Here is a 22,973-nt window from a genome sequence, read left to right on the forward strand (position 1 = left end):
GGCGCGCGTCAGACCTTCCTGCGGCGCAAAATGTCAGCGTAAACGGCGAGGATGATGATCACGCCGGTCACCACGGTCTGCCATTCTTGCGCGACAGACAGAATGCGCAGGCCGTTGGTGAGAACGCTCATGATGAAGGCCCCGATGATCGTTCCCAGAATCGTGCCCGCGCCGCCGCTGAGCGACGTGCCGCCGATCACAACGGCGGCGATCGCCTCAAGCTCATAGCCTTGGCCGAGCGCCGGCTGCGCCGAATTCAGACGCGAGGCGATCAGAAGCCCGGCGACGCCGCAGATCGAACCGCCGAGACCGTAGATCGCGATTTTCCAGCGGTCCACGTTCACACCCGATAGCCGCACCGCTTCCTCATTGCTGCCGAGCGCGAACGTATAGCGGCCGAGCGCGGTGCGGTTGAGGACGACCGACGCCAGGGCCGCCAGGGCGAACAGGATCAGCACGGCGTTGGGGATCGGCAGATTGGGCAGAGCCAGGCCGATGAGCGAATCCTGGGAGATCATCGGAAAGTTTTCAGTATTGTTGAAATAGATCGGCCGGGTGCCGGAAACGACCAGCGAAAGCCCTTTGAGCAACATCATCATGCCCAATGTGGCGATGAAAGGCGGGATCTTCATTTTTGCGATCAGGGTTCCCGAAACCACTCCGCTCAAAGCCCCGGTCGCGATCGCGGCGACGACGCCGATCCACATCGGCAATTCCCAATAGGTCAGGAAAACGCCCGCCATGACGGCGCAGAACGTCATCAACGTGCCGACGGAAAGATCGATGCCGCCCGTAATGATGACGAAGGTGCAGGCGATCGCCAGCACGCCGTTGACGGCCGTCGATTGCAATATGCCGAGAATATTGTCGATCTGCATGAAAACAGGCGAGGCGAAGGAGAAGAAAATCAGCAGCAGCACCAGGCTCGCGAAAGCGAGCAGTTTTTGCCGCGCCGTCGGACCAAAGAACCGGGCCTTCATCGCCGAAAGCCGCCCGTCTTTTGTCATCGTCAAAGCTTCAGACCGCATCGTCATGTCTTATGATCCTTCGCTTCAGGCCGCGTTCAAGGTTTCGCGCTGGGTCGCCAATTGCATGATCCGTTCCTGCGTCGCATCCTTGGCGAGCAATTCGCCGGTGATGCGCCCCTCGCACATCACCACGATCCGGTCGCTCATACGCAGGATCTCCGGCAATTCGGATGAAATCATCACGATTGCCTTGCCCCTGTCGGCCAGATTGCGCAGGAGCTTATAGATTTCGTTCTTCGCGCCGACATCGATGCCGCGCGTCGGTTCATCAAAAAAAAGTATCTCGCAATCGCGAACCAGCCATTTTGCGACGACGATTTTTTGCTGATTGCCGCCCGAAAGCAGCCGAACCTCCTGCGTGGCGGAAGGGGTTCGGATATCGAGAAGGTTGATGAATTTCGTGACAGTTTCGCGGATCGCGAGCTTGCGCAAAAAGAATCTGAGCGACAGAAATTTGCCGAGATCGGACATCACGACATTGGACTCGACGTCCATGCTCGTCGCCAGGCCATAGCGCTTGCGATCTTCGGAGAGATAGCCGATGCCGCGCGCCACCGCTTGTTGCGGCGACTTGATCGCCGCCTTCGCGCCATCGACGAATATTTCGCCTGAGCGCACTTTGTCCGCGCCAAAGACGGCGCGCGCCACTTCGGTCCGCCCGGCCCCCATCAGGCCAGCAAAACCCAATATCTCGCCTTTGCGCAAGGTGAAGCTGATATCCCTCACGAGCGGGCCGCAATTGAGATTGCTCACTTCGAGCGCCACGTCGCCAAGCGGCGTCGCATTTTCCGCTCGCGGCTTCTCGGTGAGCGTTCGCCCGACCATCATGCTGATGATGGATTCCATGCTCGTGGTCTGCGTCGGCACGGTCGCGACATATTCGCCGTCGCGCAGGATGGTGACGCGATCGGAAATCTGTTTCAACTCGTCCATCTTATGCGAGATGTAGACGATCCCGACGCCGCGCGCCTTGAGCTCGCGGATCATCTTGAACAGCTCGGCGATCTCGGCATTGTTCAGCGCCGCCGTAGGCTCGTCCATGATCAGCACGCGCGAATTGAAGGACAGCGCCTTGGCGATCTCGACCATCTGCTGCTTGGCGACGGTCAGCGCGCCGACGACCGCGCGCGGGTTGAGCTGCAAATTCATATGCTCGAGAATGTCCCGCGCCTGGCGATTGAGTTTCTCCTCGTCGAGAAAGACTCCGAGGCGCCGCGGTTCGCGGCCGATAAAAATATTCTGGGCGACGGTCAGATGGTTCATCAGTTGCAATTCCTGATGAATGATGCCGACGCCCGCGGCCTGCGCGGCGCGGGGACTGGAGAAGGACACGGGCTCGCCATCGTAGAGAATTTCGCCAGCGTCTCTGCTGTAGACGCCAGCCAGGATTTTCATCAACGTCGATTTGCCCGCGCCGTTTTCACCCATGAGAGCGTGGACTTCGCCAGCCATCAACTCGAACTGGACATCGCTGAGCGCCCGAACCCCGGGAAAGCTCTTGCTGAGGCCTCGAATGGCGATGAGCGGCGTCATGGCGCGCAATGCTCTTGTTGAGGGTTTGAACGGCGATGGGCGGCGCGATCACGAGCAATACCGCCGGGGTCTCGGCTTCGATCCAAAGATTTTCGAATATAAGGCGCACGCAAAACGGGTTCGCCACGACGTCTTTGGGACGATCGGCGTCGCGCCGCCCGAGAGTTCTCCTCGATCGCTCCCGTCCCGCTCGCTAGCATGTCGCTCCCTTCCCAGACAGTCGTCAACCACGATTTCGCGAACTTGATTTCGAAGGCGGGCGGCGGTGAGAAGTTCCGCCATCACGTCTCCAAACAATGCGAACGGGTTACGCTGGCCTCAAAACATCATTTTCCGGTTGACCGGAATGTGCTTCTTGGGACGACTTCATGTCATCCGGCGGCGGCCAGGGCAGCCTCCAGACGCGGTTGCGGCAGCGTGACGCCGCTTGCGAGCTTCAGTTCGATCAGGCCGCCAAAACGGCGGCGTTTCTTGGCCTCGTGATTGGTGAAAATGTCGGCGAGGAAGTGGTTGAGAAAAGGGTTCATGAACCGCTCCAGCACGGCGCCGCGATAGGCCTGCGCCTCCTCGCCAAGCCCGATCGCCGCGAACAAAGGCAGCACTTCGCGATCATAGAGATCGTTGAGATCATTTTTGATGACGGCTTCATCGAGCAATTGCCGCACCGTCGCGGATTTGTTGGCGCCGCGCGCCGCCCAGCCTTCCGCGAGCCACGTGTGGCCGAGGTTGAGGATGAACAGCTTCAGCCTTTCGTAGCGCGCGAGATCGTCGGTGAGGACGATCGCGGAATGAACGCAGGGCATCGCCAGCCGAGGCTGGCGCGCGATGGCCCACAACGCATAAGGCTCGGCGACGGCGCCGGCCGGCTCCAGCGGCTCCGACACGATGCGGTCGACGAGGGAGTTGATCCACAAGCAATCTTGCACCGCCCATTGCCGGAACCCATCCTCCAGCGCCCAGGCCTTTGCGAGTTCGAGAACGATAGCTTTGAGCTTGTCGCCATTGCCGACGATGAGTTCGCACGGCAGCAAGGTCAGCGGCGCGCGCCCGGCCCGATAGCGCGCCAGCAACAGCTTCGTCAGTTTGGCGGGGAAGGAGCGGGGAACGGCGCCGTCCGGCCGATCCTGCGCATCAAGCTCGTAGCCGCGATCGCCGGTGTTGGAAATGATCCAACGCGCCTCGTTGACGAACAGATTTTCGACAGCGTCCCATTCAAGATTGGCGTCGAGGCCGCGGCCGATACTGGAAACTTCGATCCATTTGTCGATAGTGGCGCCGCCCGCCAATCCCTGGACATGTACGCGATAGGGACGCCCTTCGTCAAAAAACGCCAGGCGCCGGCGGCTGTCGGGCGAGGAAGTCGTCTGGACGATAGCGATTTTGCCCGCCGCCTCGCCCTTCGCCAGCGCATCGCTGACGAACAGATCGACATGCGCCTGAAGAAAGCGGCTCGTCCCGAACTGGAGAATGGGAAAGGACATCGGCTAAATCTCGATGATCGCTTTGATGACGCCGGTCTCCGGCTTGATCCAGACGGGAAACAAGGCCGTCGCCTCGCTCAAAGGCGCCCGGTGCGTATTGAGCGCGCCGGCCAGTTCATGACCGATCACGCGAGGATATTCGAAGCAAGGCTGCGCGCCGTCGAAAATATGCAAATCCATCCCGCAGACGCCGGCGCGGCGCGGCCGGCTCCGCGCTTCGCCCGCTTTGAGCGCGGGCTTTGGCCGCTCGACGATTTCAAGTGCGCCGGGGCTTTTGCAAAGGAGGGCTCTCACGGCGTTTGGCCCGGCGTTTCGCCATCGGCGCGAGCTGGCAACGGACAGGCGGTTCTGCGCCAAAATCGGTCGACCCAACGCGACATTCCAACCCCTGATGACAGCTTGTTTATTATGGATAAAAAGGAAACTGCGCCAGGCAAGTCAAGCTGTTTCTTATGGGCAAAAAGCGGGGCATGAAAACAGATGCGGCGGTCTGAACCGCAGCGGCGCGCGCCGCGCCGACAAGCCGATTATGAGGACAGCAGATAGGCCTGTGCTGTAACTTCGACCCGGATTCCCGGCGGCCCAATGAGCTCGCGCACAACGACGGTCGCCCGGCTAGGATAGGGCTCTTGAGTAAAAAACTCGCTATAGACTTTGTTCAAACCAATGACATCTTTGGAATCGATTAAATAGACGGTAACCTGAGCGACATTGGAGAGATTGCCGCCGGCTTCTCGCAAAAGAATGTCGAGATTTAATAAAGCCTGTCTGGTCTGCGCTTCTATTGGGCCGCCGACAAAGTGTCCGGTTTGTAGATCGACAGGAACGACTGTAGCAAAGAACAGGTTTCCCGCGACAACAGCCGGGCTTATAGGAAACGAAACTTTGGGCCCGACGGCCTTTATCATCTTACGCTCCGAAATTGCGATTATTGATTCTATCGCAAATCATTATGTATGATATTTGACCATTTCATACTCTGACGTGTCAACCCAAATTCAGCCGCGCGGAATCCGCGATCCCGGGCGTTTCGTCAGCCTCGCCCATTGACTGTTTATTATCGACTAAAAGATGGGAGCCCGCTATGCGAGTCCGATCCGGGTCTGGATCGGCGCCATGAAAACCAACGCGATCTTCAAGAGAACGTATAATTCCTGCCTCAAACTTTTGTCGACCGAGCCGATCGGCGACGATCTCGGTTCAGAGCCGCATCTGGCGGCGCGGCTCGACGTCAGCCGTACGACGATCCGCGCGGCGCTCGCCGCTTTGAGCGCGCGCGACCTGATTCGCGTGAACGGGCGCGAAAAAATCATCCAGCGCCGCCCCGTTCCCTCCGATTACTATCCCGAGATCGAGACGGAGCCGGTCAGCGACATCGTCGAGAAGCGCTTCATGCAATGGATATTGCATGGCGATTGCAAGCCGGGCCAGCAGATCAACAGCCTCGAACTCGCCCGCCAGTTTGGCGTATCCACCTCCGCGATCCGCGAATATCTGAACGGCTTCAGTCAATTCGGCCTGTTGGAGCGCCGCCCGAGCGGAAGCTGGATCGTCAAGGGATTCACCAAGGAATTCGCCCGGGAGCTGTCCGAGGTGCGCGAATTGTTCGAACTGCGTTCGGTGCAAAGGTTCGTCGAACTTCCCGACAGCGACGCCGTTTGGGGCTCGCTCGACATCATCAACCGCGATCATCTCCGGCTGAAAGAGGACGTCGAAAAACGGCACGCGGATTTTCCCGCGCTTGACGAGCGCTTCCACCGCCTGATCAACAATACTTCGCGCAACCGCTTCATGGTCAATTTCTATGCGCTGATATCGATGATCTTCCATTCCCACTATCAGTTGAGCAGGGTCGACGAGAAGGAGCGCCATTCGGTTGCGATTGGCGAACACCTCGCCTATATCGCGGCGCTGCAGAGCCGCGACAAGGAATTGGCGATGGCGCATTGCCGCGCCCATCTGAACACGGCGCGCGCGACGCTGCTTCGCTCGATGGACGTCAATGCGCCGGCCTGAAGGCCGCTCTTGGGAGAGAAACATGGAATATCGCCAGCTTGGCAATTCAGGCCTGAAAGTCTCGGCCATAGCTCTGGGGACGATGACGATCGGCGGCGCGGGTGGATTCTCCAAGGTCGGCAATGTTGGGCTCGCCGACGCTAGGCGCATGGTCGATGTGGCGATCGAGGCCGGCGTCAATCTGATCGACACCGCCAATGTCTATTCCGCCGGCGGCTCGGAGGAAGTGATCGGCGAGGTGCTGGCCGGCAAGCGCAAAGGCGGCATGCTGCTGGCGACCAAGGCGCGCTTTCCGATGGGCGAGGGCCCCAACGATCGCGGCCTCTCGCGCTGGCATCTCATCCGCGAATGCGAAGCGAGCCTGAAGCGGCTGCAGACCGACGTGATCGACCTCTATCAGGTGCATCAATGGGACGGTCTGACGCCGCTCGATGAGACGATGGAGGCGCTCGATTCTTTGGTGCGGCATGGCAAGGTCCGCTATGTCGGCTGCTCGAATTATTCGGGCTGGCACATCATGAAGGCGATGGAAATCGCGCGGCGCGATGGGCGCATTCCCTTCGTCTCGCAGCAGATCCACTACACCTTGCAGGCGCGCGAAGCCGAATATGAACTGATCCCGATTGCGATCGACCAAAAGCTCGGCGTGCTCGTCTGGAGTCCGATCGCGGGCGGCCTCTTGTCGGGCAAGCATCGGCGCAATCAGAAGACGCCGGAGGGGACGCGTCAGTTCGCCGGCTGGAGGGAGCCGCCGATCCGCGACGAAGGCAAGCTCTGGGATATTGTCGACGCTTTGGTCGCGATCGCCGACGAGCGCGGCGTGTCGGGTGCGCAGATCGCGCTGGCCTGGCTGCTGGGGCGCCCTGGCGTTACATCGGTGATCATCGGCGGACGCACCGAGGCGCAGATCAAAGACAACCTCGGCGCCGCCGCTGTCAAGCTGACGCCGGACGAGCGTGCGCGCCTCGACAAGGTCAGCCAGCCGCCGCTGCTCTATCCCTACTGGCATCAGGCCTGGACGGCGAAGGACCGGCTGGGCGCGGCGGATCTCGCGTTTCTGGCGCCCTATCTCGAGGGTTGACGCGGCGGGCGACTTTCGCGAATGGGCCGAGAAGGCTGCCGGACATCGTGTGGAACTCGGCGCTTTCCGCGCCGATTCCGAAAACGACGCGCTCGTCTTCGCGCGGAATCCACAACGTGCCGAACAGCCAATCCCAGATCGACAAGGCGAAGCCGAGATTCTTGTCGAAATGCTTCGGATCGGTCGAGTGATGGATCTGGTGATGCGCCGGACTATGGACGAGGCGGCCGAGAAATCCGGTGAATGGCAGCCAGACGTGCGAATGGCGCAGATGCGAGATGGTCAGGAAAAATACCGCCAGCAGGACATTGGTCCGCCACAGCGTCAGCGGTTGGGCCACGCCGAACAGATAGGTCAGGCCGCCATAGGTCAGGCCATTGGCGATGGCGAGCGCGTTGGGCATCAGCATCATCTCGAGGGGATGTTGCCGCCATTCGGTCAGCGGGGTCATGACCTCGGCGGAATGATGGACCTTGTGAAACTCCCAGAGCGCGGGAATGCGGTGCAACAGGTAATGGCCCGCCCAATAACCCAGATCCACCATGACGATCTCGACGATCGTGGTGACCGCGAGGACCAGCCAGACAGGCGTGGTCGGGGCGTCATGAGAGCCGAAACAGGCGGTCAGCGTCCGCATTGTTCCCTCGGCCCAGAAGCTCGCGCTGGCGACCGCCAGGCCATAGGCCGACGTCAGCGCCACGGAATTGAGGACATAGAACTGGAGGTCGGCGCGGGTCGAAGCATGGCCAAAAATCTTCTTCGGGAAGACGACTTTGCGGAAGGCGCGCCAACTCGGCCATCGCCGCCGTCCGACCGTCGCCATCATCGCGAGCACGACAAAGGCGCCGAGATAAGAGGCGAGCCCCGTCGGCGAAGTCGGCGCGATCAGGCGGCCGGTCGCCCCGAGGAACAACGCGCCGATCCAATTGAAAAGGTCCATAGCCAACCGTCGCCTCGGGCTTTCGCGTCGCGACAGTAGGATGCAATTGCTTGAGGCGGGTTAACGCGATCGCAGAAAGGCGCGGAGTCCCGATTCACCGCGCCGTGTCGCGCTCAGCCGGCAGCCGCCAGACGCGGCGGGCATTGCCTTCGAGCAGTTTGCGGCGCTCGTCGGCGCTGCATCCTTCGATCAGCGCGCGCGTCGCCGCCACCCAGGTCGAGAGCGACGCCGAGATCGTGCAGACCGGCCAGTCGCTGCCCCAGACGACGCGATCCCAGCCGAAGCTTTCGATCGCATGTTCGACATAGGGGCGGATGTCGTCGAGCGTCCAGGTCGGCGGATCGGCATAGGCGACGACGCCGGAGATTTTCACCACGACATTGGGCCGCTTGGCGATCTCGGCCATGTGTTCGCGCCAGGGATGTTCGGCGCGATCCTTGATCGCCGGCACGCCGCAATGATCGAGCACGAATGGGACGTCGGGACAGTGATCGGCGAGCGCGATCGCATGGCCGATCTGGTGCGGCAGCACGCACAGATCGAACGGCCGGCCGCTGCCCTTGAGCCGCCCGATATTGGCGCGGAACATCACGGATTCGCTTAAAGAATCGGGCGACTGATGGAGGATGCGGCGAAAGCCCTTGATGAAGGGATTGGCGAGCTGGCGCTCGAGGAAAGCGGGAAAGTCGGCGTTCTCCGGCCGGCAGGCGCTGATCGCGCCGCGCAACAGGCTGCCGGGCGTGGCCGAGAGAGCCTCGACATGCTTCGTCTCGGCTTCAATATCGCCCTCGGCGACATCGACTTCCATATGCAGCGCCGCGCCGATGCCGCAGCGAACAGCTTCCGCCTGATAACGCTCGGCGGGAAATTCCTGCTGCAGATAGGGCGCGCCGTCGATCCAGGGATAATGAAGCAGGCCGCGATAGATCAGGTGCAGATGAGTGTCGATGATGGTCACGCTTTTCCTCTCCTGAGCATCCCTTCCCACGCGCTTGTGGGGGCTGGATAATCTCCAGCATTGGCCCGTATCTATTCATGCCTGCGGTCTTTGCGCGACAGTTTTTTCGACTATGGCTTGCTTGCGCGCAACGGGCGCCGGCCCGAACGGCGAAAAAAGCTATCGTCGGTCCTCGCCGATGAGGCGCTCGAGGCTCAGATGAAGACGATGGGTCGGCGCGCCCGCATATTCGTCGCAGCGCGTCGCGCCGATATGGGCGATATAGCCGTCAGGGCGAATGAGAATCCCAGGCCCTTCCGGCGTAACCAGTTCCGTCGCGTGCGGCCCGCGCAGACGATCGAAGAGCCTGCCGCCGTCGTCGAGCTGGAGGTCCGGCATGCGGTCGCCGGGATGCAGCGTTCCAAGCGCGGCGCCCGAGGACAGAGGGCTCGCCCGATAGTTCAAGGCGAGCAGGTTCGTCGCATCGCCGCGCTTGATCGATCGCGTTTGATGCAGGCGCTTGCTCAGGCCGAGCACAACCGCGGCGACCGGAAGGCGCTCGGCTTCATAGGTATCGAGCAGCGAATCCGGTCCGCCGCGCATGACATGGGCCAGTTTCCAGCCGAGGTTGTAGGCGTCCTGCACGCCCGTATTGAGCCCCTGGCCGCCGGCCGGGGGATGCATATGCGCCGCATCCCCCGCCAGGAATGCGCGCCCGACGCGATAGCGATCGACCATGCGCACGGCCGGCTGATAGGTTGAACTCCAGGCGATGCGCGCGACGCGATGGCCTGTCGCCCTGCGCACGGCGTCCTCTATCCCCGCCTTCGCGGTTTCCGCTTTCGCGGTGAATTGGAACAGCGACGTGTTTGGCAGCGGACAGAGCGCGATCATGCCGCCCTTGGCGAAAGGCCAGAGATGCCAGTCGCGGCGATCCAGATCTTCGATCTCGAGATCGGCGACGATCATCGTCTTCTCTTCGACCGTCTCGCCCTCGAGCCGCAAGCCGAGCGTTCGTCGCACCCCGCTGCGGCCGCCGTCGGCCCCGACGAGGAGGTCGCACCGGACGTTTTCGCCGGTCGAGAGCGTGGCGTCGACGCCGCGCTCATTCTGCGTGAACGTTGTCAGCGCCTTGCCGAATTCGACTACGGCGCCGAGCGCGCACAGGCGCTCGCGCAGGATCGCCTCCGTGCGCGATTGCGGGAGCATCCAGACGTTTGGATAGGGAACGCTTTCCGTTGGAGGCCTGAAGGGGGCGAGCGAACCCGCGCGCAGCGAAAAGGGGCCGGCATGGGTCCGGAACTTCGGGTAAAGGGCGCCGGCGGCGAGGATTGGTTCGATGATTCCAAGATCATCGAAAATCTCGAGCGTGCGCGGCTGGATGCCTTTGCCGCGCGACCCCTCGAAAGGCGTTGGCGCGGCCTCGATCAAGCGAAACGGGGTTCCTCGGCGCGCGAGATCGACCGCCAGCGTCAGCCCCGTTGGGCCGGCTCCGACTATCAACACAATATTGTCGTGCATCGCCTGCTCCATCATTTCGTACAGCGTACGAAGACGATTGATGGTACAGTGTACGAATGTCAAGAACCGAATCGCGGCTGAGCCGCCAGAAGATCGCCGCCGCCGCGCTCGCCATCGCCGACAAGGAGGGCTTTGAGGCGGCGTCGATGCGCCGTGTCGCGCAAGAGCTCAAAGTCGGGACGATGAGCCTCTATTACTACGTGAAGACCAAAGACGATCTGATCGCCGCGATGGACGACGCGCTGATGGGCGAAGCGCTGCTGCCCTCGCTTCCCCGGGACTGGCGGCGCGCGATGATGGAGATCGCCAAGCGAACGCATGCCGTGTTCATCCGTCATCCCTGGGCGCTTGTGGCGATGTTGTCGGCGCCCCCTGGGCTCAACGCGATGCGCCACATCGAGCAATGTTTCGAAGCGCTCGCCGAAACGTCGATGACGACGCAGCAGAAGATGACGCTGCTGGCGACGGTCGACGATTTTGTTTTCGGGCACGCGCTGCGCGCGGCGGCGGCCGATGCGACGATCGACGCCGAATTCGCCGCGGCCCAACTCGCCACAGGCGCCTTCCCGCGGCTCGCCGCGGCGTTCGGCGGCGGCCGCGTCGAAGCGAACAAAGATCGCTTCGAGCGTGGGCTGCGGGCGCTACTCGACGCCGGAGTGAATGAGGCCAGCTAGTGGTCTGCGTCAGCCAAATTGAAAGGACGCCAATATTCCCTCCCCCCTTGTGGGGGAGGGTTAGGGAGGGGGGTCGCACCGTACTATCCGGTTAAGGCGCAAGCTGTTTATCCGACAGGTCTGCGCGACCCCCCATCCCGACCTTCCCACCGCAAACGCAAAAGCGTTTGTCGGGACACAAGGGGGGAAGGGGAAAGCAGGCGTCCTTTCAATTTGGCTGATGCACAGCACTGGATTGTTTTGCCGCCGTAGACCGCTACGACGCCGGCGGCGGCGCGGTTTGCGGCTTCGCGCCGTCCTTGCCCAATCCCATCGTCAGCGCGGTCATGCCGGCCAGACCGCCGAGCTGCATGGTCTCCAGCGCCGAGCTTGGCACGATGACGATCGTGGAATTCTGTTTGATGCCCTCATAGAGCATGTTCATCGCTCTGAGATGCAAGGCGACAGGATTGTCCTGATAGGTCTTGGCCGCTTCGCCGAACTTCTCCGCCACCTGACGTTCGGAATCGCCCAGGATCACGCGCGCCTGACGTTCGCGCTCGGCCTGCGCCTGCATCGACATCGCGTCCTGCAGCGCCAGCGGAATGAGGACATCCTTGACCTCGACGGCGATCACATTGACGCCCCAGGGCTCGGTGCGCGCATCGATGATCTTCTGCAGCTCCACGCTGATTTTCTCGCGACCCTCCAGCATGTCGGCGAGCATGGTCTTGCCGATGACGTCGCGCAGCGCCGTCTGCGAGGCCCAACTGACGGCGCTGTTGTAATCGGCGACGTCGAGCGCCGCCTTTTTCGGATCGACGACTTTCCAGAACAGCACGGCGTCGACATCGACCGGCACCGTATCCTTGGTCAGCGTCTTCTCCGCTTTGAACGAAGAGGTGATGACGCGGGTGTCGATCCAGTAGGGCGTGGTTTCGATGATCGGGATGATGAAAAACAATCCCGGCCCTTCAAGCGAACGGAAACGGCCGAGCCGCAGCACGACCGTCTTTTCCCATTGATCGGCGATCTTGACCGCATAGGAGACGACGATGGCAATGATGAAAGCGATGACCAGGATCGCCACACTCGCGGGCGCCGAAACGACATATTCGAAATAGGCGAGGGCGAGGCCGATCAGGACAATGACGATGAAGATCAAACCCGGCAGCGGATTGGCTTTCCTCATGGCGACCTCCCTCGATGTTTGTTTCTTCGGGGGCATCATAGCCCAAAAGGAGCGCAAAAGGGATGGGCGCCGCCTGCTCTCGACCCCATCCGCCGGATGATTTGCTGTGGCCGGCGGGCCGGTAGAATGGTTCGAACACCTATTCGCGCTCTGCATCGACTCCGACAGGCATGCCGGCGACGGTCGAGGCTCTGGCGGTCTGTCGGCCGCTAAAGCGCCGCGTTTCCTTCACCTTTCTTTACGTTGGATCGCATTTCGCGAAACCTCTCCCCGTTAAGCTGGCTCATCCGATGCATCTGACCGGCGACGGGAGCCATCATGACGCCAATGTCCCGCCTTTCGCCGCTGGAGTTCCGCAGAGCACATGTTCCCGGCGCTCCTTTGACAGCGGCGGGCGGCGGCGTAATGGGCGACACGATCGAGCGAGATGGCGCACCGAGGGCCGGCGCGAGCTTTCGCCTGCTTTGCTCCGTCGCCGTGCTTCTGACCGCTACGGGATGCGCGTCCGCGCCCATGGATCAAGCGGGGACGCTTGTGTCCTATGATAGGCTCACGCCCTCAGACGGCCTTCTCGCCCATTCCCGACTTTGGGTCAGCAAGAACGAGATTCTCGCCGCCAAGAGCGTGCGGATCGCGCCGACGGTTTTCGCGGCAACCTCGGGCGAAGCGGCCTGGTCGCAGAAGCAACGCAGCCTCGTCGCCAACGCCGTCGATAGGTCTTTGTGCCTCGGGCTGAGCAATCGCTTCGAGGTCGTGCCTCTGACCGAGACGGCGGATCTGACCGTGCATGCGGTCATCACCCACGCCGCCGCGACGAACCAGGCGATGGCGGGCGTATCCAGGGTCGTCGCGCTGGCGCCGACGGTCTTCCTGCCTGGTGTTCCAGCGCCGGTGCCGCGCATTCCGATTGGGTTAGGCAGCCTGTCTCTCGAGGCGGAAGCGCGTGATGCGAGCGGCGCTCAGAAGGCTGCGATAGTCTGGGCGCGCGGCGCCGATTCCTTCACGAATGCGCCGAGAGTAGCGAGCGAGGGAGACGCCTATGAGCTGGCGGCGTCGTTCGGCGCCGATTTTAGCAAGCTGCTAGTTACAGGCGTCAGCCCCTTTTGGAAATTGCCGTCCTTGCCTTCGACGCAAAGCGTGGGGGTGTTTTTCGGCGGCGCGCCAAAGAGCGTCGCATGCGAGGCCTTTGGGCGGGACCCGGGGGTCGTCGGGTTTATCGCCGAACGAGTCGGCGCGCCTCCCGATTGGACGGACAAGGGCGCCGCGCCGGCCCAACCCGCCATTTCCTCCTCGAATTGAGCCGGAAAGGAGCGCAGAAGGGATGGGCGGAACGGGCGCTAACTGCGCGCCCCGCTTCAAAACACGAAGAAAGCCGCCGCCAGTGCGATATTCGTCACCTGATGCAGGAACTGATCGAAACCCATCAGCCACCAGAACTGTCCCTGCTTCACATCCCAGCGGCCCCAATGGCCGGTCACCGATTTGCCGCGATCGATCGCGGCATGGACGACGAGATCGGCCGGCGCGAGCCACCACAGGCGCGGCGCGATCGCCAGCGCAATGAGCAGCGTCAAGGCCGCATGGCCGAGGACATGAATGGCGAGCGGCGCGAACCAGCCTGTCACGCGCTCCTTGCCATGCGCGATCCAACTCGTCTGGAATAGGAAGTCCGCGACGAAATGCTTGAAGGCCATGACCAGGAGCAGGCCGCAGAAGGTCCACAAGGGAACGGAAGGGCCAATCTGCGGCACAAGAGCATCCAGTCAACGACACTGCGCCCATAGGACGCCAATATCCTTGATTTTCTGTCAAGTTTTACGCGGAGGCGGGATTTGGCGCTAACGGACGCGTCCGGCGCCTTCGCGCGCCGCTGCAGCGCCTCACATGCCGTCGGGACAGCGCCGGTCGGCGAGGCGCGTGTCGCATACCGACACGTGCTGGAGATAGTCCATGGCTGGCCCGATCAGGTCCGCGCTCATCGCTTTCCGGTAGGCGTATTGCACGCTGTAAAGGGCGTCGACGCCGCTTGTCGCTTTCAGCCACATGTTTTCGGGCTTGCCGGTTCGCGGATTGAGCGGGCAATTATACATCCACACCGAGAAGGCATAGCCGTTCTCCTTGCCCGCCGTGACCTTGCGCGCGTCGCCGCCGGCGCAGGCCGACATCCATCCTTTGGCCACGCCGCCCGCGAAAGCGTCGGGGTCGATCATTTTCAAAGCGTGAAATATCTGCACGGTGATCATTCTCGACCAGTCGTCGACGCTTTCCTGCGCCGGCACATATTCGGCCATGATTTCGCGGTCGCTCCTGGTCTGGAAGCCGACCTTGAAGCCGTCCGGGATCGTCGCCAGCAGGTTCTCGTTCTTGAGCGCGGCCATTGCGGAAGGCGCATGCGCAGCCATCGCAACGAGCGTCAGCGCAAGGATCGCCGCGCTCTTGCGAATGTCTATGAAAGCCAAATCCCCCTCCCGCCGAAATGGCCGACCACAGGCCGCCGATGGATAACCAAGCACGAACCGCGCCGTTTTCATTTCGGGCGCGCTTTGCAAGGGCAAATTCAAGGCGATCGCCCGGCCACAGGTCTTTCGCCGATGCTCTCCATCAAACGGACGAGATAGCCGTCCGGATCCTGAACCAGGAATTGCAATTGGCCGCGCTCGAAATTGCCGGCGCGATACCACTTTTCCTCGCAGGCCATGAACAGCGGCCAACCCGCTTCTTCGAGCCGTGCGATGATCGGGCGCAGGGAGGAAACCTCGATCTCGAAATTGACGCCGCGCCCGAGCGGGTATTCGAGCGTCCCCGTCCGCCATCGCGTCGCCCTGTCGTCGCGCTGCTCCAGCATGAGCTGCGCGCCGTCGCAATCGAGATAGGCGAAGCCTTGTTCGGGGCGGTCGTAGGCGACGACAAAGCCCAGCAGATCGCACCAGAAGCGAAGGCTGGCGTCGATATTGCCAACGAGAAGTTCGGGAACGAGTCTGGCCCAGTTTGGCATTCACACGGCCTTGCGGCGTTTGGCGGTTCCGTATCGACGCTCCATCTCCGCCGCAACCTTCGCCTCCGGGCGCAATTTCACGGCCGACAGCCAAAGTTCGGCGACGGCGCCGCTCTTGTTGCGCGTGCGGCGCACGGGCTCGCCGTGGTTCGCATAGCCGTTGGCCAGCGCGATGCGTCCCTTGTCGCGCCCCGTCACTTCGATTTCGGTCGCATCCATGAAAGGATTGATGAAATGGGGACTGGCGGCGAGCACGACATGGCTCATCGGAACAAGATCGAGCGGACCCCATGTGCTCCACCAGCGTCCGCTCCAATCGCGCGTGCGCCGCGTCGGCGCCCCACGCGTCGCGAAAGCCCGCAGCATATGGATCATGCCGTCGACCCAAAGTCCGGCCGGGCCATCCGTCGCATTGGTCATGACGCTCAACGTCAGTTCGGGCGCGGGCAAGACGCAGGTGCGCGAGATATAGCCCTGCAGCGCGCCGCCATGGCCAAACCAGTCCCAGCCAGCCAGCGCGCCGCTGTTGACGCCGAGTCCATAATAGCTTTCCTGGCCGGAATGGGGATTGCGCCATTGCCGCCGGATCATCTCGCGCCGGCTGCCGACCGAGAGTACGCTTTGTTTCGCCTTGGGCGCGAGCTGCGCGAAATAAAGCGCAAGATCGCCCGCCGTGCTCACAAAGCCGGCGGCGGGGGCGATCGCGTCGGTCGGATTGTCGCCGGGAATGACAAGACGTCTGCCGAGCGGAAGTTTGGGCGTATGGCCGCGCGCGAATGGCGCGCCTTTGGCGATCGGCATGTCGGGTTCGGTCTCGCGCAAACCGGCGGCGTCGACAATCTCGCGTTTGATCCAGGCCCGATAAGGCTCCTTGGCGATCGCTTCAATGACAAGGCCGAGCAGTCCGAACCCATGGTTTGAATATTTGAAACGGGTGTTGGGCTCGATCGCCAACGGCCGTCGCAGCTCCGCCGTCAGCTCGCTTCTGTTGAGGAAAGGCCGGTTGTCGATGAACTGTCCGGCATCGGCGCCGTCGCGGATGATTCCGGCGCTGTGCGAGAGAAGCTGCCCGATCGTGACTTCCGCGACCTCCGGATGCAGGCCCTTTACATATTGTCCGACGGGATCGTCCAGGCGCAGCTTGCGCTGTTCGCGAAGCCTCAGGATTCCGGCGGCGGTGAAGCTTTTCGAATGCGACGCGACGCGAAAGCGATGGCGCGGCGTCAGCTTTTCGTCTTTGACGAGGTCGGCGTGGCCGAAGGCGCGCTCCAGGACGATGCGGTCGCGATGCGCGATTGCTAGGACGCATCCCGGCTGCTCCGACATGCGCATCTGAAACTGGATCCACGACAGGATATATTCGAGGGCGGGTTGCAGCCAGCGTTCCATCAGCGCTTCTCCATTGAGCGCGCTATGGATGCATCGGACAATCCGCGCGTCAAATCGGCGACGCGAAAATGGCTCTTGGCGACCAATCGTTGACCGGCGGCGGGAGCCCGTGAGACGATCGCAACAGGGTGCGAGCGGCAGGCGACAATCATGACTTTGACGCGCGTCGAAACATCGACCGACGGCCCGGTTTTCACCATCGCGATGAACCGGCCGGACAAGCGCAACGCGGTCGACGGGCCGATGGCGGCCGAATTGCTGCGGGCTTTCGAGCGCTTCGAGGCCGATGAGAATCTGCGCGTTGCGGTTCTGTGGGGCGCCGGCGGCCATTTTTGCGGCGGCGCCGATCTCCAGGCGATCGGCGATCCCGCGCGCCGCAACGAACTCGATCCGCAAGGAGGCGGCGGCGGCCCGATGGGGCCGACGCGTCTGGCCTTGTCCAAGCCATTGATCGCGGCGGTCAGCGGCTATGCGGTGGCCGGCGGACTCGAGCTGGCGCTGCTGGCGGATTTACGCGTGGTCGAGCGCGACGCCACTTTCGGCGTGTTCTGCCGGCGCTGGGGCGTGCCGCTGATCGATGGCGGCACGGTGCGCCTGCCGCGTCTGATCGGCATGGGCCGGGCGCTCGACCTCATCCTGACGGGACGCGCCGTCGGAGCCGAGGAGGCCCTGGCCATGGGCCTCGCCAATCGCCTCGTCGAGCCTGGCGGAGCGCTTGCCGCCGCGCAGGCGCTGGCGCATCAGCTCGCGGCGTTTCCGCAAGCCTGCATGCTGGCGGACCGGCGATCCGCCTATCAGCAATGGAATCTGCCGCTCGCCGAAGCGCTGCGGCAGGAGGGCCGGCGCGGCGTCGGGATCGTCGTCAGCGAGGGCGTCGCCGGCGCGGCGCGCTTTGCCCAAGGCGCTGGCCGGCATGGCGCGTTCGAGACCTGACGTCGGCGAGGCGCCTTCTCAGGCCGCTTCGATTCCCGCCAGGCTCTTGCGCGCGCGACCGATGGCGGTGGCGAGCACGTCGGCGCTTTGGGCGCCGGGAACGCCAAAACGCTGGGCGAAGATGAAGAACGGCACGCCGGTCACGCCCATGCTCTGCGCATTGGCGATTTCGGCGCGCACTTCGGCTTCGTCGGCGCCCTCGGCGAACAGCTTTTCGACGACCTCTTTGTCCATGCCGCATTCGCCGGCGGTCTCGATCAGTAGAGCGCGATCGCCAATGTCGCGCCCTTCCTCGAAATAGAGCTTGAACAGGCGGTCGACGATCTTGTCCTGCGCGCCCGTCACGAACGCCCAGCGGATCAGCCGGTGCGCGTCGAGCGTATTGGGGGCGCGCGCGATCTTGTCGAAGGCGAACGCGATGCCCTCCTCGGCGCCCAGAGCGTTGAGGCGCTCATGGGCGGCCTCGATGCGCCCGTCATTGCCGAATTTGTTGATCATATAGGCGCGCCGCTCGAGACCTTCTTTGGGAATGCTCGGGTCGAGCTGATAGGGGCGCCAATGGACCTTGATCGGCTCGCCGTGCTCTTCGGCCAAAGCGCGCTCCAGCCGCTTCTTGCCCAGATAGCACCAGGGGCAGACGACGTCGCTGACGACATCGATGGTTAGCTCGGCGGTGTCCTGGCTCATGTCATCCTCCTATCTCCAGCAGTCCCGGTCGTCGCCCTATGTAGGCTTGGCGAGCCGATTTGCGAGGCGCTGGAAGCGTTCACGGGCTCTTGCTCCACCATGCATCCGTATTGACGCCAAAAAGCGGCGTTTTATCGGGGCGGCCAAGTCTCGCCGAATAGGCGATCCATTGATCGGGCGCATAATACAGCGGCACGATATAAAAGCCGGAAATCAGCACGCGGTCCAGCGCCCGGACGGCGGCGACGAAATCCTCGTGCGTGTTGGCGGCAAGCAAAGCGGCGATCGTCGCGTCGATAGCGGGGGAGGCCGCGCCGCAGATATTATAGGCGCCGTCCATATTGGCGGAGGCCGAGCCCCAGCGCGTGCGCTGTTCATTGCCGGGCGAGGGCGATGCGACCCATGAGCCCATCATCATGTCGAAATCGAATTTGGTGCGCCGGCGCTGATATTGGACTTCATCGTTGAGGCGCACGGTCGCCGCCGCGCCGATGCGGCTGAGACTCTGCGCATAGGCCAGGGCTAGCCGTTCCTCCTGCCGGTTCTTGACCAATATTTCGAAGGCGATCCGTTCGCCGCGCGCATTGGCGAGCGCGCCGTCCTTCAGCGCGTAGCCGGCCTCTTCCAGCAGGCTGAGGGCCCGATGCGCCAGCGCTCTGTCGCGGCCCGACCCGTCCGAGACGGGCGGCGCCCATTGGCCGTCCATGATGTCGGCGCGCACGGCGCCGGGGAAAGGGGCGAGAAGCGCACGCTCCAGCGGCGTGGCGGGACGCCCGGCCGAGGCTAGTTCGCTGTCGTCGAAAAAACTCTTCGAACGGCGATAGACGCCGCCGTAGAGGTTGGCGTTGATCCATTCGAAATCGAACATCATCGCCAGCGCCTCGCGCACCCGCGCATCGGCGAAGATCGCGCGGCGGGTGTTGAAGGCGAATCCGTCCATGCCTTTGGGCAGGCCATTGGCGACCGACTGCTTGATGACGCGCCCATCGCGCAGGGCGCGGAAATCATAGCCGTCGCGCCAGCGCGTCGGGTCGGTCTCGGCGCGAAAATCGTACTGCCCGGCCTTGAACGCCTCGAACATGGCGGTGGCGTCGCGATAATAGTCGATGCGAATCTCATCGAAATTATAGAGGCCCCGGCTGATCGGCAGATCGCGCGCCCAGTAGTTGGGATCGCGTTTGAGCACGAGTCTTTCGCCCGGCTTCACTTCCGCGACGACATAGGGCCCGGAGCTGATCGGGATCTGCAACGTCTGTTCATCGAAATGCTCCGCGTCGGTATGAACGCGCGACAGCACGGGCATCAGCGCCAGAATCATCGGCAATTCGCGGTCGTTGGCGCCGGTCAGGTCGCAGCGCACCGTCAAGGCGTCCGGGGTTTCGATGCTTTTGACGAGGCCGAGGGCCGCGCGTTGCTGCGGCCGGCCCTTTTCCTTCAAAAGCTTGAAGGTGAAGGCCACATCCTCAGAGGTGATCGCGCCCCCGTCGGAAAATTTCGCTCGCGGATCGAGATGAAACACAACATGGTCGCGCGCGGCGTTGGTCTCGATCGTCTGCGCGATCAGCCCGTAGAGTGTGAAGGGCTCGTCGGCCGAACGCGTCATCAGCGTCTGATAGACGTTGCCGTTCAGCCCCTGCGCCGTCGACAGGGCTCTCACATTATTGGGATTGAGGCTGTCGAAAGCGCCCGCATAGGCCAAGGTGAGGCGTCCGCCCTTGGGCGCGTCGGGGTTGACATAGGGAAGGTTCGGGAAATCGGGACCAAGCGCCGGCTCGCCATGCATGGCGATGGCGTGCGCCGGCGTGAGGGCGTCGTCGGCCAGGGCGCGGGCCGGCGCCGCTCCGACGAGGGCCGCCAGGACCAACGCTGCAATCCCTAAGCGAATCGGTTGCGCCATCATCGAAATATCCTAAAGAACGGCAAAACCGCCGTCATCTCGGCTCATAGGGTGTCATGCTTGCCACAGGCTCACGAAATTCTTGTTGGATTGTGGCGGCCCATATGGAAAGAAGGCGCCAACATCGCTATGCAACGCCCGCGCCCCTTTATGGCCGCATTGTCGCGACATGCAGCGGTCGATGATTATTTGACGTTTTAGCGGGGCCGCGACCGCAGCGCCGTTGCGCGCGGCGGCGGTCTCGTTTGCGGTTGGATCGAAAGGATCACTTATGACTTTGCTTCTTGGGCGCTTCGGCGCTGTAACGTTGGCCTGCGGGCTGGCGATGGCGAGCGGGGCCGCTTTGGCTCAAAGCGCGCCAAAACCCGCCGCGCCGGCCGCGGCCGCTCCCGCGGCTCCGCAGCCGGTCGGACCGGTCAGGCTCGATCTGCAACCCATGCAATCGCCCTGGACCAAGATTTGCGGCAAGGATCAAGGCAACAACAAGGAAGTTTGCTACACCACGCGCGACTTCGGGCAGGCTGCCGATCAGCCTCCGACGCTGGCGGTCGCGATTTATCAGATGTCGGGTGAAGAAAAGCGCATCGCGCGCTTCCTGCTTCCGGTTGCGCTCATGCTGAAGCCGGGTTTCCGGCTGATCATCGACAAGGGCGAACCGATCGACGGCAAATTCGCGATCTGTTTCCCCAACGGCTGTTTCGCCGAGGCTGAACTCAACGGCGCGACGCTCGCCACCTTGAAAAAGGCGCAGGTCGCCAACGTCATCGTGCGCAATCAGGCCAATAATGAGGTGACTTTCAGCCTGCCGATGAAGGATTTCGGCGCCGCCTTCGATGGTCCGGCGATTGATCCCAAAGTGCTTGAGCAGCAGAATCAGGAATTGCAAAAGCAGCTTCAGGAGAAGGCTCAAAAGGAGCGCGAACAGCTTGAAAAGCAGAGCGCTCAACCGGCTCCCGGCGCGCCTGCTCCCGCCCCCGCGGCGCCGCAGCCGCCGAAATAACCAGGGCGGCGTCCTGTAGCCGCGGCCGGCGCGCAAGCGCCTCGTTTCAGCCGCCGCTTGCGCCGCGCGAAAGGGCGCGGTCAACGACCGCGCCTGCAATCTGGCCGTCGTCCACGCTTGCTGCGGACGGCGAGCCTAGCTCGAGCGGTGGGCCATGCGCATGCGATAAGCGCCGTCGTCGCCGCGCACGAACATTTCGTCGATTTGAGGATTGGCGCGCACCGGCTCGCCTGACTCGTCGGGGAGCAGGTTCTGCTCGGAGACATAGGCGACATACTGGGTTTCGGCATTCTCGGCGAACAGATGATAGAAGGGCTGATCCTTCGAGGGGCGCACCTCGGCCGGGATTTGCCGCCACCATTCTTCCGTATTGGCGAAAACCGGGTCGACGTCATAAATGACGCCGCGAAACGGATAGATACGGTGTTTGACCACTTGGCCAATGCCGAATTTAGCAACCCGCGTTTTCATCGAAACTGCACGCCCTCTCTATCGTCGGCTGGTTACTCCTTGGGGGGAGTGGGAGTCAATTCCGCATAAAAGACTAGGCGCCGGCGACGACGGACGCGCCCCGGCGTTTCTCGCGCCTCGCTCAGAAGCCGTAGAGCGCGGCAAATTCGATATCCTTGGCGGCGACCTGGCGGGCAAGATCCACGATGACTTTGGCCTGTTTCCAGGTGGCGTCGTCCTGCATCTTACCGTCGATCATCACGGCTCCGGAGCCGTCGGGCATGGCGGCGAGTATGCGCTTGGCGAAAGCGACCTCGGCCGGATCGGGTGAAAACACCCGCTTGGCGATCGCGATCTGGCTGGGATGCAGCGTCCAGGCGCCGGCGCAGCCTAGCAAAAACGCATTGCGAAATTGCGCCTCGCAAGCGTCCGCGTCGGCGAAATCGCCGAACGGGCCGTAGAAAGGCTTGACGCCATTGGCCGCGCAGGCGTCGACCATGCGGGCGATCGTATAATGCCAGGGGTCCTGCTGCGCGGCGCGGCGCGGCTCGCCGGGCGCGCCGGAATCGGCCAGCACGCGATAGTCGGGATGGCCGCCGCCGACGCGCGTCGTCTTCATCGCGCGCGAAGCGGCGAGGTCGGCCGGACCCAGGCTCATCCCGTGCAGGCGCGGCGAAGCGCGGGCGATTTCGGCGACATTGTTGACGCCCTCGGCCGTCTCCAGAATGGCATGGACCAGAATCGGTTTCTTGACCGCGTGCCGGGCTTCTAGCAGTCCCAGATATTGGTCGATGAAATGAATGTCCCAGGGGCCCTCGACCTTCGGCAGCATGATGACGTCGAGCCGGTCGCCGACTTCGCCCACCAGCCGCGTCATGTCGTCGAGGAACCACGGCGAATTGAGCGCGTTGACCCGCGCCCAAAGGCCCGTTGTGCCGAGATCGGTTGCGCGCGCCATTGCGATAAATCCCTCGCGCGCCGCGGCTTTGGCCTCGATCGGAATCGCGTCTTCGAGATTGCCGAGAATGACATCGACCTGGCTGGCCAATTCGCCCGCTTTGGCGCGGAGCTTTTCGATGTGCGGCGGCACAAAATGGATCATCCGCTCAAGCCGCATCGGCAATTCGCGATAAGGCGAGGGCGCGCCAATGGCGAGCGGCTCGAAGAACTTGCGAGGGGATTTCATGACCGGCTCCGCTATTTCCGCAGCATGCAATATGGCTGCCAGGCGCAGCCTTCG

Annotated in this window: 23 protein-coding genes; 6 read left to right on the forward strand and 17 right to left on the reverse strand. The window is 62.7% G+C overall.

The features are described 5' to 3' along the window. Positions 1-8: 8 nt before the first annotated feature. From GSQ90_RS10720 to GSQ90_RS10740, 5 genes are all read right to left on the reverse strand, one after another. Positions 9-1,007: an ABC transporter permease gene (locus GSQ90_RS10720; protein WP_210254880.1), complete on the reverse strand. Its 999-nt coding sequence runs from the start codon at positions 1,005-1,007 to the stop codon at positions 9-11. A gap of 45 nt (positions 1,008-1,052) precedes the next feature. Continuing rightward, complete coding sequence (locus GSQ90_RS10725; protein ID WP_158814814.1) at positions 1,053-2,561, reverse strand: sugar ABC transporter ATP-binding protein; 1,509 nt, start codon at positions 2,559-2,561, stop codon at positions 1,053-1,055. A 371-nt stretch (positions 2,562-2,932) separates the two neighbouring features. Continuing rightward, on the reverse strand, positions 2,933-4,042 hold the full coding sequence (locus tag GSQ90_RS10730) for a mannitol dehydrogenase family protein (protein ID WP_158814815.1): 1,110 nt from the start codon (positions 4,040-4,042) through the stop codon (positions 2,933-2,935). A 3-nt stretch (positions 4,043-4,045) separates the two neighbouring features. After that, positions 4,046-4,336: an alcohol dehydrogenase catalytic domain-containing protein gene (locus GSQ90_RS10735; RefSeq protein ID WP_158814816.1), complete on the reverse strand. Its 291-nt coding sequence runs from the start codon at positions 4,334-4,336 to the stop codon at positions 4,046-4,048. A gap of 233 nt (positions 4,337-4,569) precedes the next feature. Next, positions 4,570-4,950, reverse strand: coding sequence for a RidA family protein (locus tag GSQ90_RS10740; protein WP_158814817.1), 381 nt, complete (start codon positions 4,948-4,950; stop codon positions 4,570-4,572). A gap of 208 nt (positions 4,951-5,158) precedes the next feature. Between GSQ90_RS10740 and GSQ90_RS10745 the strand changes: the two genes are divergently transcribed. Together GSQ90_RS10745 and GSQ90_RS10750 are read left to right on the forward strand one after the other, a co-directional pair. Then, positions 5,159-6,058, forward strand: a complete 900-nt coding sequence (locus tag GSQ90_RS10745; RefSeq protein WP_158814818.1) for a GntR family transcriptional regulator — start codon at positions 5,159-5,161, stop codon at positions 6,056-6,058. 22 nt (positions 6,059-6,080) lie between these two features. Beyond that, positions 6,081-7,139 carry an aldo/keto reductase gene (locus GSQ90_RS10750; RefSeq protein WP_158814819.1) on the forward strand — a complete coding sequence of 353 codons (1,059 nt, stop codon included), beginning with the start codon at positions 6,081-6,083 and terminating at the stop codon, positions 7,137-7,139. On the opposite strand, the gene GSQ90_RS10755 is transcribed toward GSQ90_RS10750, so the two are convergent. From GSQ90_RS10755 to GSQ90_RS10765, 3 genes are all read right to left on the reverse strand, one after another. Further along, positions 7,033-8,079, reverse strand: a complete 1,047-nt coding sequence (locus GSQ90_RS10755) for a sterol desaturase family protein (RefSeq protein ID WP_158814820.1) — start codon at positions 8,077-8,079, stop codon at positions 7,033-7,035. The genes GSQ90_RS10750 and GSQ90_RS10755 overlap by 107 nt on opposite strands. Positions 8,080-8,173: 94 nt before the next feature. Further along, positions 8,174-9,037, reverse strand: a complete 864-nt coding sequence (locus GSQ90_RS10760) for an amidohydrolase (RefSeq protein ID WP_246731523.1) — start codon at positions 9,035-9,037, stop codon at positions 8,174-8,176. 159 nt (positions 9,038-9,196) lie between these two features. Beyond that, positions 9,197-10,537: an FAD-dependent monooxygenase gene (locus GSQ90_RS10765; RefSeq protein ID WP_246731524.1), complete on the reverse strand. Its 1,341-nt coding sequence runs from the start codon at positions 10,535-10,537 to the stop codon at positions 9,197-9,199. A 56-nt stretch (positions 10,538-10,593) separates the two neighbouring features. Here GSQ90_RS10765 and GSQ90_RS10770 point away from each other — a divergent pair, with 56 nt between their 5' ends. Then, the gene (locus GSQ90_RS10770) at positions 10,594-11,211 is read left to right on the forward strand and encodes a TetR/AcrR family transcriptional regulator (RefSeq protein WP_158814821.1); all 618 of its coding nucleotides are present in this window, start codon (positions 10,594-10,596) and stop codon (positions 11,209-11,211) included. A 256-nt stretch (positions 11,212-11,467) separates the two neighbouring features. On the opposite strand, the gene GSQ90_RS10775 is transcribed toward GSQ90_RS10770, so the two are convergent. Further along, entirely contained in the window at positions 11,468-12,382 is a 915-nt protein-coding gene (locus GSQ90_RS10775; RefSeq protein ID WP_158814822.1) for a slipin family protein, read from the reverse strand. Between the two features lie 318 nt (positions 12,383-12,700). Between GSQ90_RS10775 and GSQ90_RS10780 the strand changes: the two genes are divergently transcribed. After that, complete coding sequence (locus tag GSQ90_RS10780) at positions 12,701-13,681, forward strand: DUF3313 domain-containing protein (RefSeq protein ID WP_246731525.1); 981 nt, start codon at positions 12,701-12,703, stop codon at positions 13,679-13,681. A 56-nt stretch (positions 13,682-13,737) separates the two neighbouring features. Here the strand turns inward: GSQ90_RS10780 and GSQ90_RS10785 are convergent, their stop codons facing one another. The 4 genes from GSQ90_RS10785 to GSQ90_RS10800 all read right to left on the reverse strand — a co-directional run bounded on the left by GSQ90_RS10785 (position 13,738) and on the right by GSQ90_RS10800 (position 16,766). Continuing rightward, positions 13,738-14,133, reverse strand: coding sequence for a DUF3307 domain-containing protein (locus tag GSQ90_RS10785; protein WP_246731526.1), 396 nt, complete (start codon positions 14,131-14,133; stop codon positions 13,738-13,740). A 129-nt stretch (positions 14,134-14,262) separates the two neighbouring features. Beyond that, positions 14,263-14,841 (reverse strand): hypothetical protein, encoded by a 579-nt coding sequence (locus GSQ90_RS10790; RefSeq protein WP_158814823.1) that lies wholly within the window; start codon positions 14,839-14,841, stop codon positions 14,263-14,265. 98 nt (positions 14,842-14,939) lie between these two features. Beyond that, complete coding sequence (locus GSQ90_RS10795) at positions 14,940-15,377, reverse strand: VOC family protein (protein ID WP_158814824.1); 438 nt, start codon at positions 15,375-15,377, stop codon at positions 14,940-14,942. Beyond that, the gene (locus GSQ90_RS10800; protein WP_158814825.1) at positions 15,378-16,766 is read right to left on the reverse strand and encodes a serine hydrolase; all 1,389 of its coding nucleotides are present in this window, start codon (positions 16,764-16,766) and stop codon (positions 15,378-15,380) included. It lies immediately after the preceding gene. Between the two features lie 150 nt (positions 16,767-16,916). Here GSQ90_RS10800 and GSQ90_RS10805 point away from each other — a divergent pair, with 150 nt between their 5' ends. Next, complete coding sequence (locus GSQ90_RS10805) at positions 16,917-17,699, forward strand: crotonase/enoyl-CoA hydratase family protein (RefSeq protein ID WP_158814826.1); 783 nt, start codon at positions 16,917-16,919, stop codon at positions 17,697-17,699. Positions 17,700-17,717: 18 nt separating this feature from the next. Here GSQ90_RS10805 and GSQ90_RS10810 read toward each other — a convergent pair whose 3' ends face one another. Then, positions 17,718-18,386, reverse strand: a complete 669-nt coding sequence (locus GSQ90_RS10810; RefSeq protein ID WP_158814827.1) for a DsbA family oxidoreductase — start codon at positions 18,384-18,386, stop codon at positions 17,718-17,720. Positions 18,387-18,465: 79 nt separating this feature from the next. Continuing rightward, complete coding sequence (locus tag GSQ90_RS10815; RefSeq protein ID WP_158814828.1) at positions 18,466-20,286, reverse strand: extracellular solute-binding protein; 1,821 nt, start codon at positions 20,284-20,286, stop codon at positions 18,466-18,468. 268 nt (positions 20,287-20,554) lie between these two features. On the opposite strand from GSQ90_RS10815, the gene GSQ90_RS10820 reads away from it, so the two are divergent. Continuing rightward, entirely contained in the window at positions 20,555-21,283 is a 729-nt protein-coding gene (locus tag GSQ90_RS10820) for an invasion associated locus B family protein (RefSeq protein ID WP_158814829.1), read from the forward strand. Between the two features lie 135 nt (positions 21,284-21,418). Here the strand turns inward: GSQ90_RS10820 and hspQ are convergent, their stop codons facing one another. Together hspQ and GSQ90_RS10830 are read right to left on the reverse strand one after the other, a co-directional pair. Further along, on the reverse strand, positions 21,419-21,754 hold the full coding sequence (gene hspQ / locus GSQ90_RS10825) for a heat shock protein HspQ (RefSeq protein WP_158814830.1): 336 nt from the start codon (positions 21,752-21,754) through the stop codon (positions 21,419-21,421). A 121-nt stretch (positions 21,755-21,875) separates the two neighbouring features. Further along, positions 21,876-22,919, reverse strand: a complete 1,044-nt coding sequence (locus tag GSQ90_RS10830; RefSeq protein WP_158814831.1) for a CoA ester lyase — start codon at positions 22,917-22,919, stop codon at positions 21,876-21,878. Positions 22,920-22,973: the final 54 nt, after the last annotated feature.

It is taken from the genome of Methylocapsa sp. S129, assembly GCF_009765995.1.
GTDB lineage: Bacteria > Pseudomonadota > Alphaproteobacteria > Rhizobiales > Beijerinckiaceae > Roseiarcus.

Excerpts from the sequence above, each read along its gene's own strand:
- GSQ90_RS10720 (WP_210254880.1), bottom strand. The coding sequence starts at position 1,007 with ATGACAAAAGACGGGCGGCTTTCGGCGATGAAGGCCCGGTTCTTTGGT.
- GSQ90_RS10725 (WP_158814814.1), bottom strand. The coding sequence starts at position 2,561 with ATGACGCCGCTCATCGCCATTCGAGGCCTCAGCAAGAGCTTTCCCGGG.
- GSQ90_RS10730 (WP_158814815.1), bottom strand. The coding sequence starts at position 4,042 with ATGTCCTTTCCCATTCTCCAGTTCGGGACGAGCCGCTTTCTTCAGGCG.
- GSQ90_RS10740 (WP_158814817.1), bottom strand. The coding sequence starts at position 4,950 with ATGATAAAGGCCGTCGGGCCCAAAGTTTCGTTTCCTATAAGCCCGGCT.
- GSQ90_RS10745 (WP_158814818.1), top strand. The coding sequence starts at position 5,159 with ATGAAAACCAACGCGATCTTCAAGAGAACGTATAATTCCTGCCTCAAA.
- GSQ90_RS10750 (WP_158814819.1), top strand. The coding sequence starts at position 6,081 with ATGGAATATCGCCAGCTTGGCAATTCAGGCCTGAAAGTCTCGGCCATA.
- GSQ90_RS10755 (WP_158814820.1), bottom strand. The coding sequence starts at position 8,079 with ATGGACCTTTTCAATTGGATCGGCGCGTTGTTCCTCGGGGCGACCGGC.
- GSQ90_RS10765 (WP_246731524.1), bottom strand. The coding sequence starts at position 10,537 with ATGCACGACAATATTGTGTTGATAGTCGGAGCCGGCCCAACGGGGCTG.
- GSQ90_RS10770 (WP_158814821.1), top strand. The coding sequence starts at position 10,594 with ATGTCAAGAACCGAATCGCGGCTGAGCCGCCAGAAGATCGCCGCCGCC.
- GSQ90_RS10775 (WP_158814822.1), bottom strand. The coding sequence starts at position 12,382 with ATGAGGAAAGCCAATCCGCTGCCGGGTTTGATCTTCATCGTCATTGTC.
- GSQ90_RS10780 (WP_246731525.1), top strand. The coding sequence starts at position 12,701 with ATGACGCCAATGTCCCGCCTTTCGCCGCTGGAGTTCCGCAGAGCACAT.
- GSQ90_RS10795 (WP_158814824.1), bottom strand. The coding sequence starts at position 15,377 with ATGCCAAACTGGGCCAGACTCGTTCCCGAACTTCTCGTTGGCAATATC.
- GSQ90_RS10800 (WP_158814825.1), bottom strand. The coding sequence starts at position 16,766 with ATGGAACGCTGGCTGCAACCCGCCCTCGAATATATCCTGTCGTGGATC.
- GSQ90_RS10805 (WP_158814826.1), top strand. The coding sequence starts at position 16,917 with ATGACTTTGACGCGCGTCGAAACATCGACCGACGGCCCGGTTTTCACC.
- GSQ90_RS10810 (WP_158814827.1), bottom strand. The coding sequence starts at position 18,386 with ATGAGCCAGGACACCGCCGAGCTAACCATCGATGTCGTCAGCGACGTC.
- GSQ90_RS10815 (WP_158814828.1), bottom strand. The coding sequence starts at position 20,286 with ATGATGGCGCAACCGATTCGCTTAGGGATTGCAGCGTTGGTCCTGGCG.
- GSQ90_RS10820 (WP_158814829.1), top strand. The coding sequence starts at position 20,555 with ATGACTTTGCTTCTTGGGCGCTTCGGCGCTGTAACGTTGGCCTGCGGG.
- hspQ (WP_158814830.1), bottom strand. The coding sequence starts at position 21,754 with ATGAAAACGCGGGTTGCTAAATTCGGCATTGGCCAAGTGGTCAAACAC.
- GSQ90_RS10830 (WP_158814831.1), bottom strand. The coding sequence starts at position 22,919 with ATGAAATCCCCTCGCAAGTTCTTCGAGCCGCTCGCCATTGGCGCGCCC.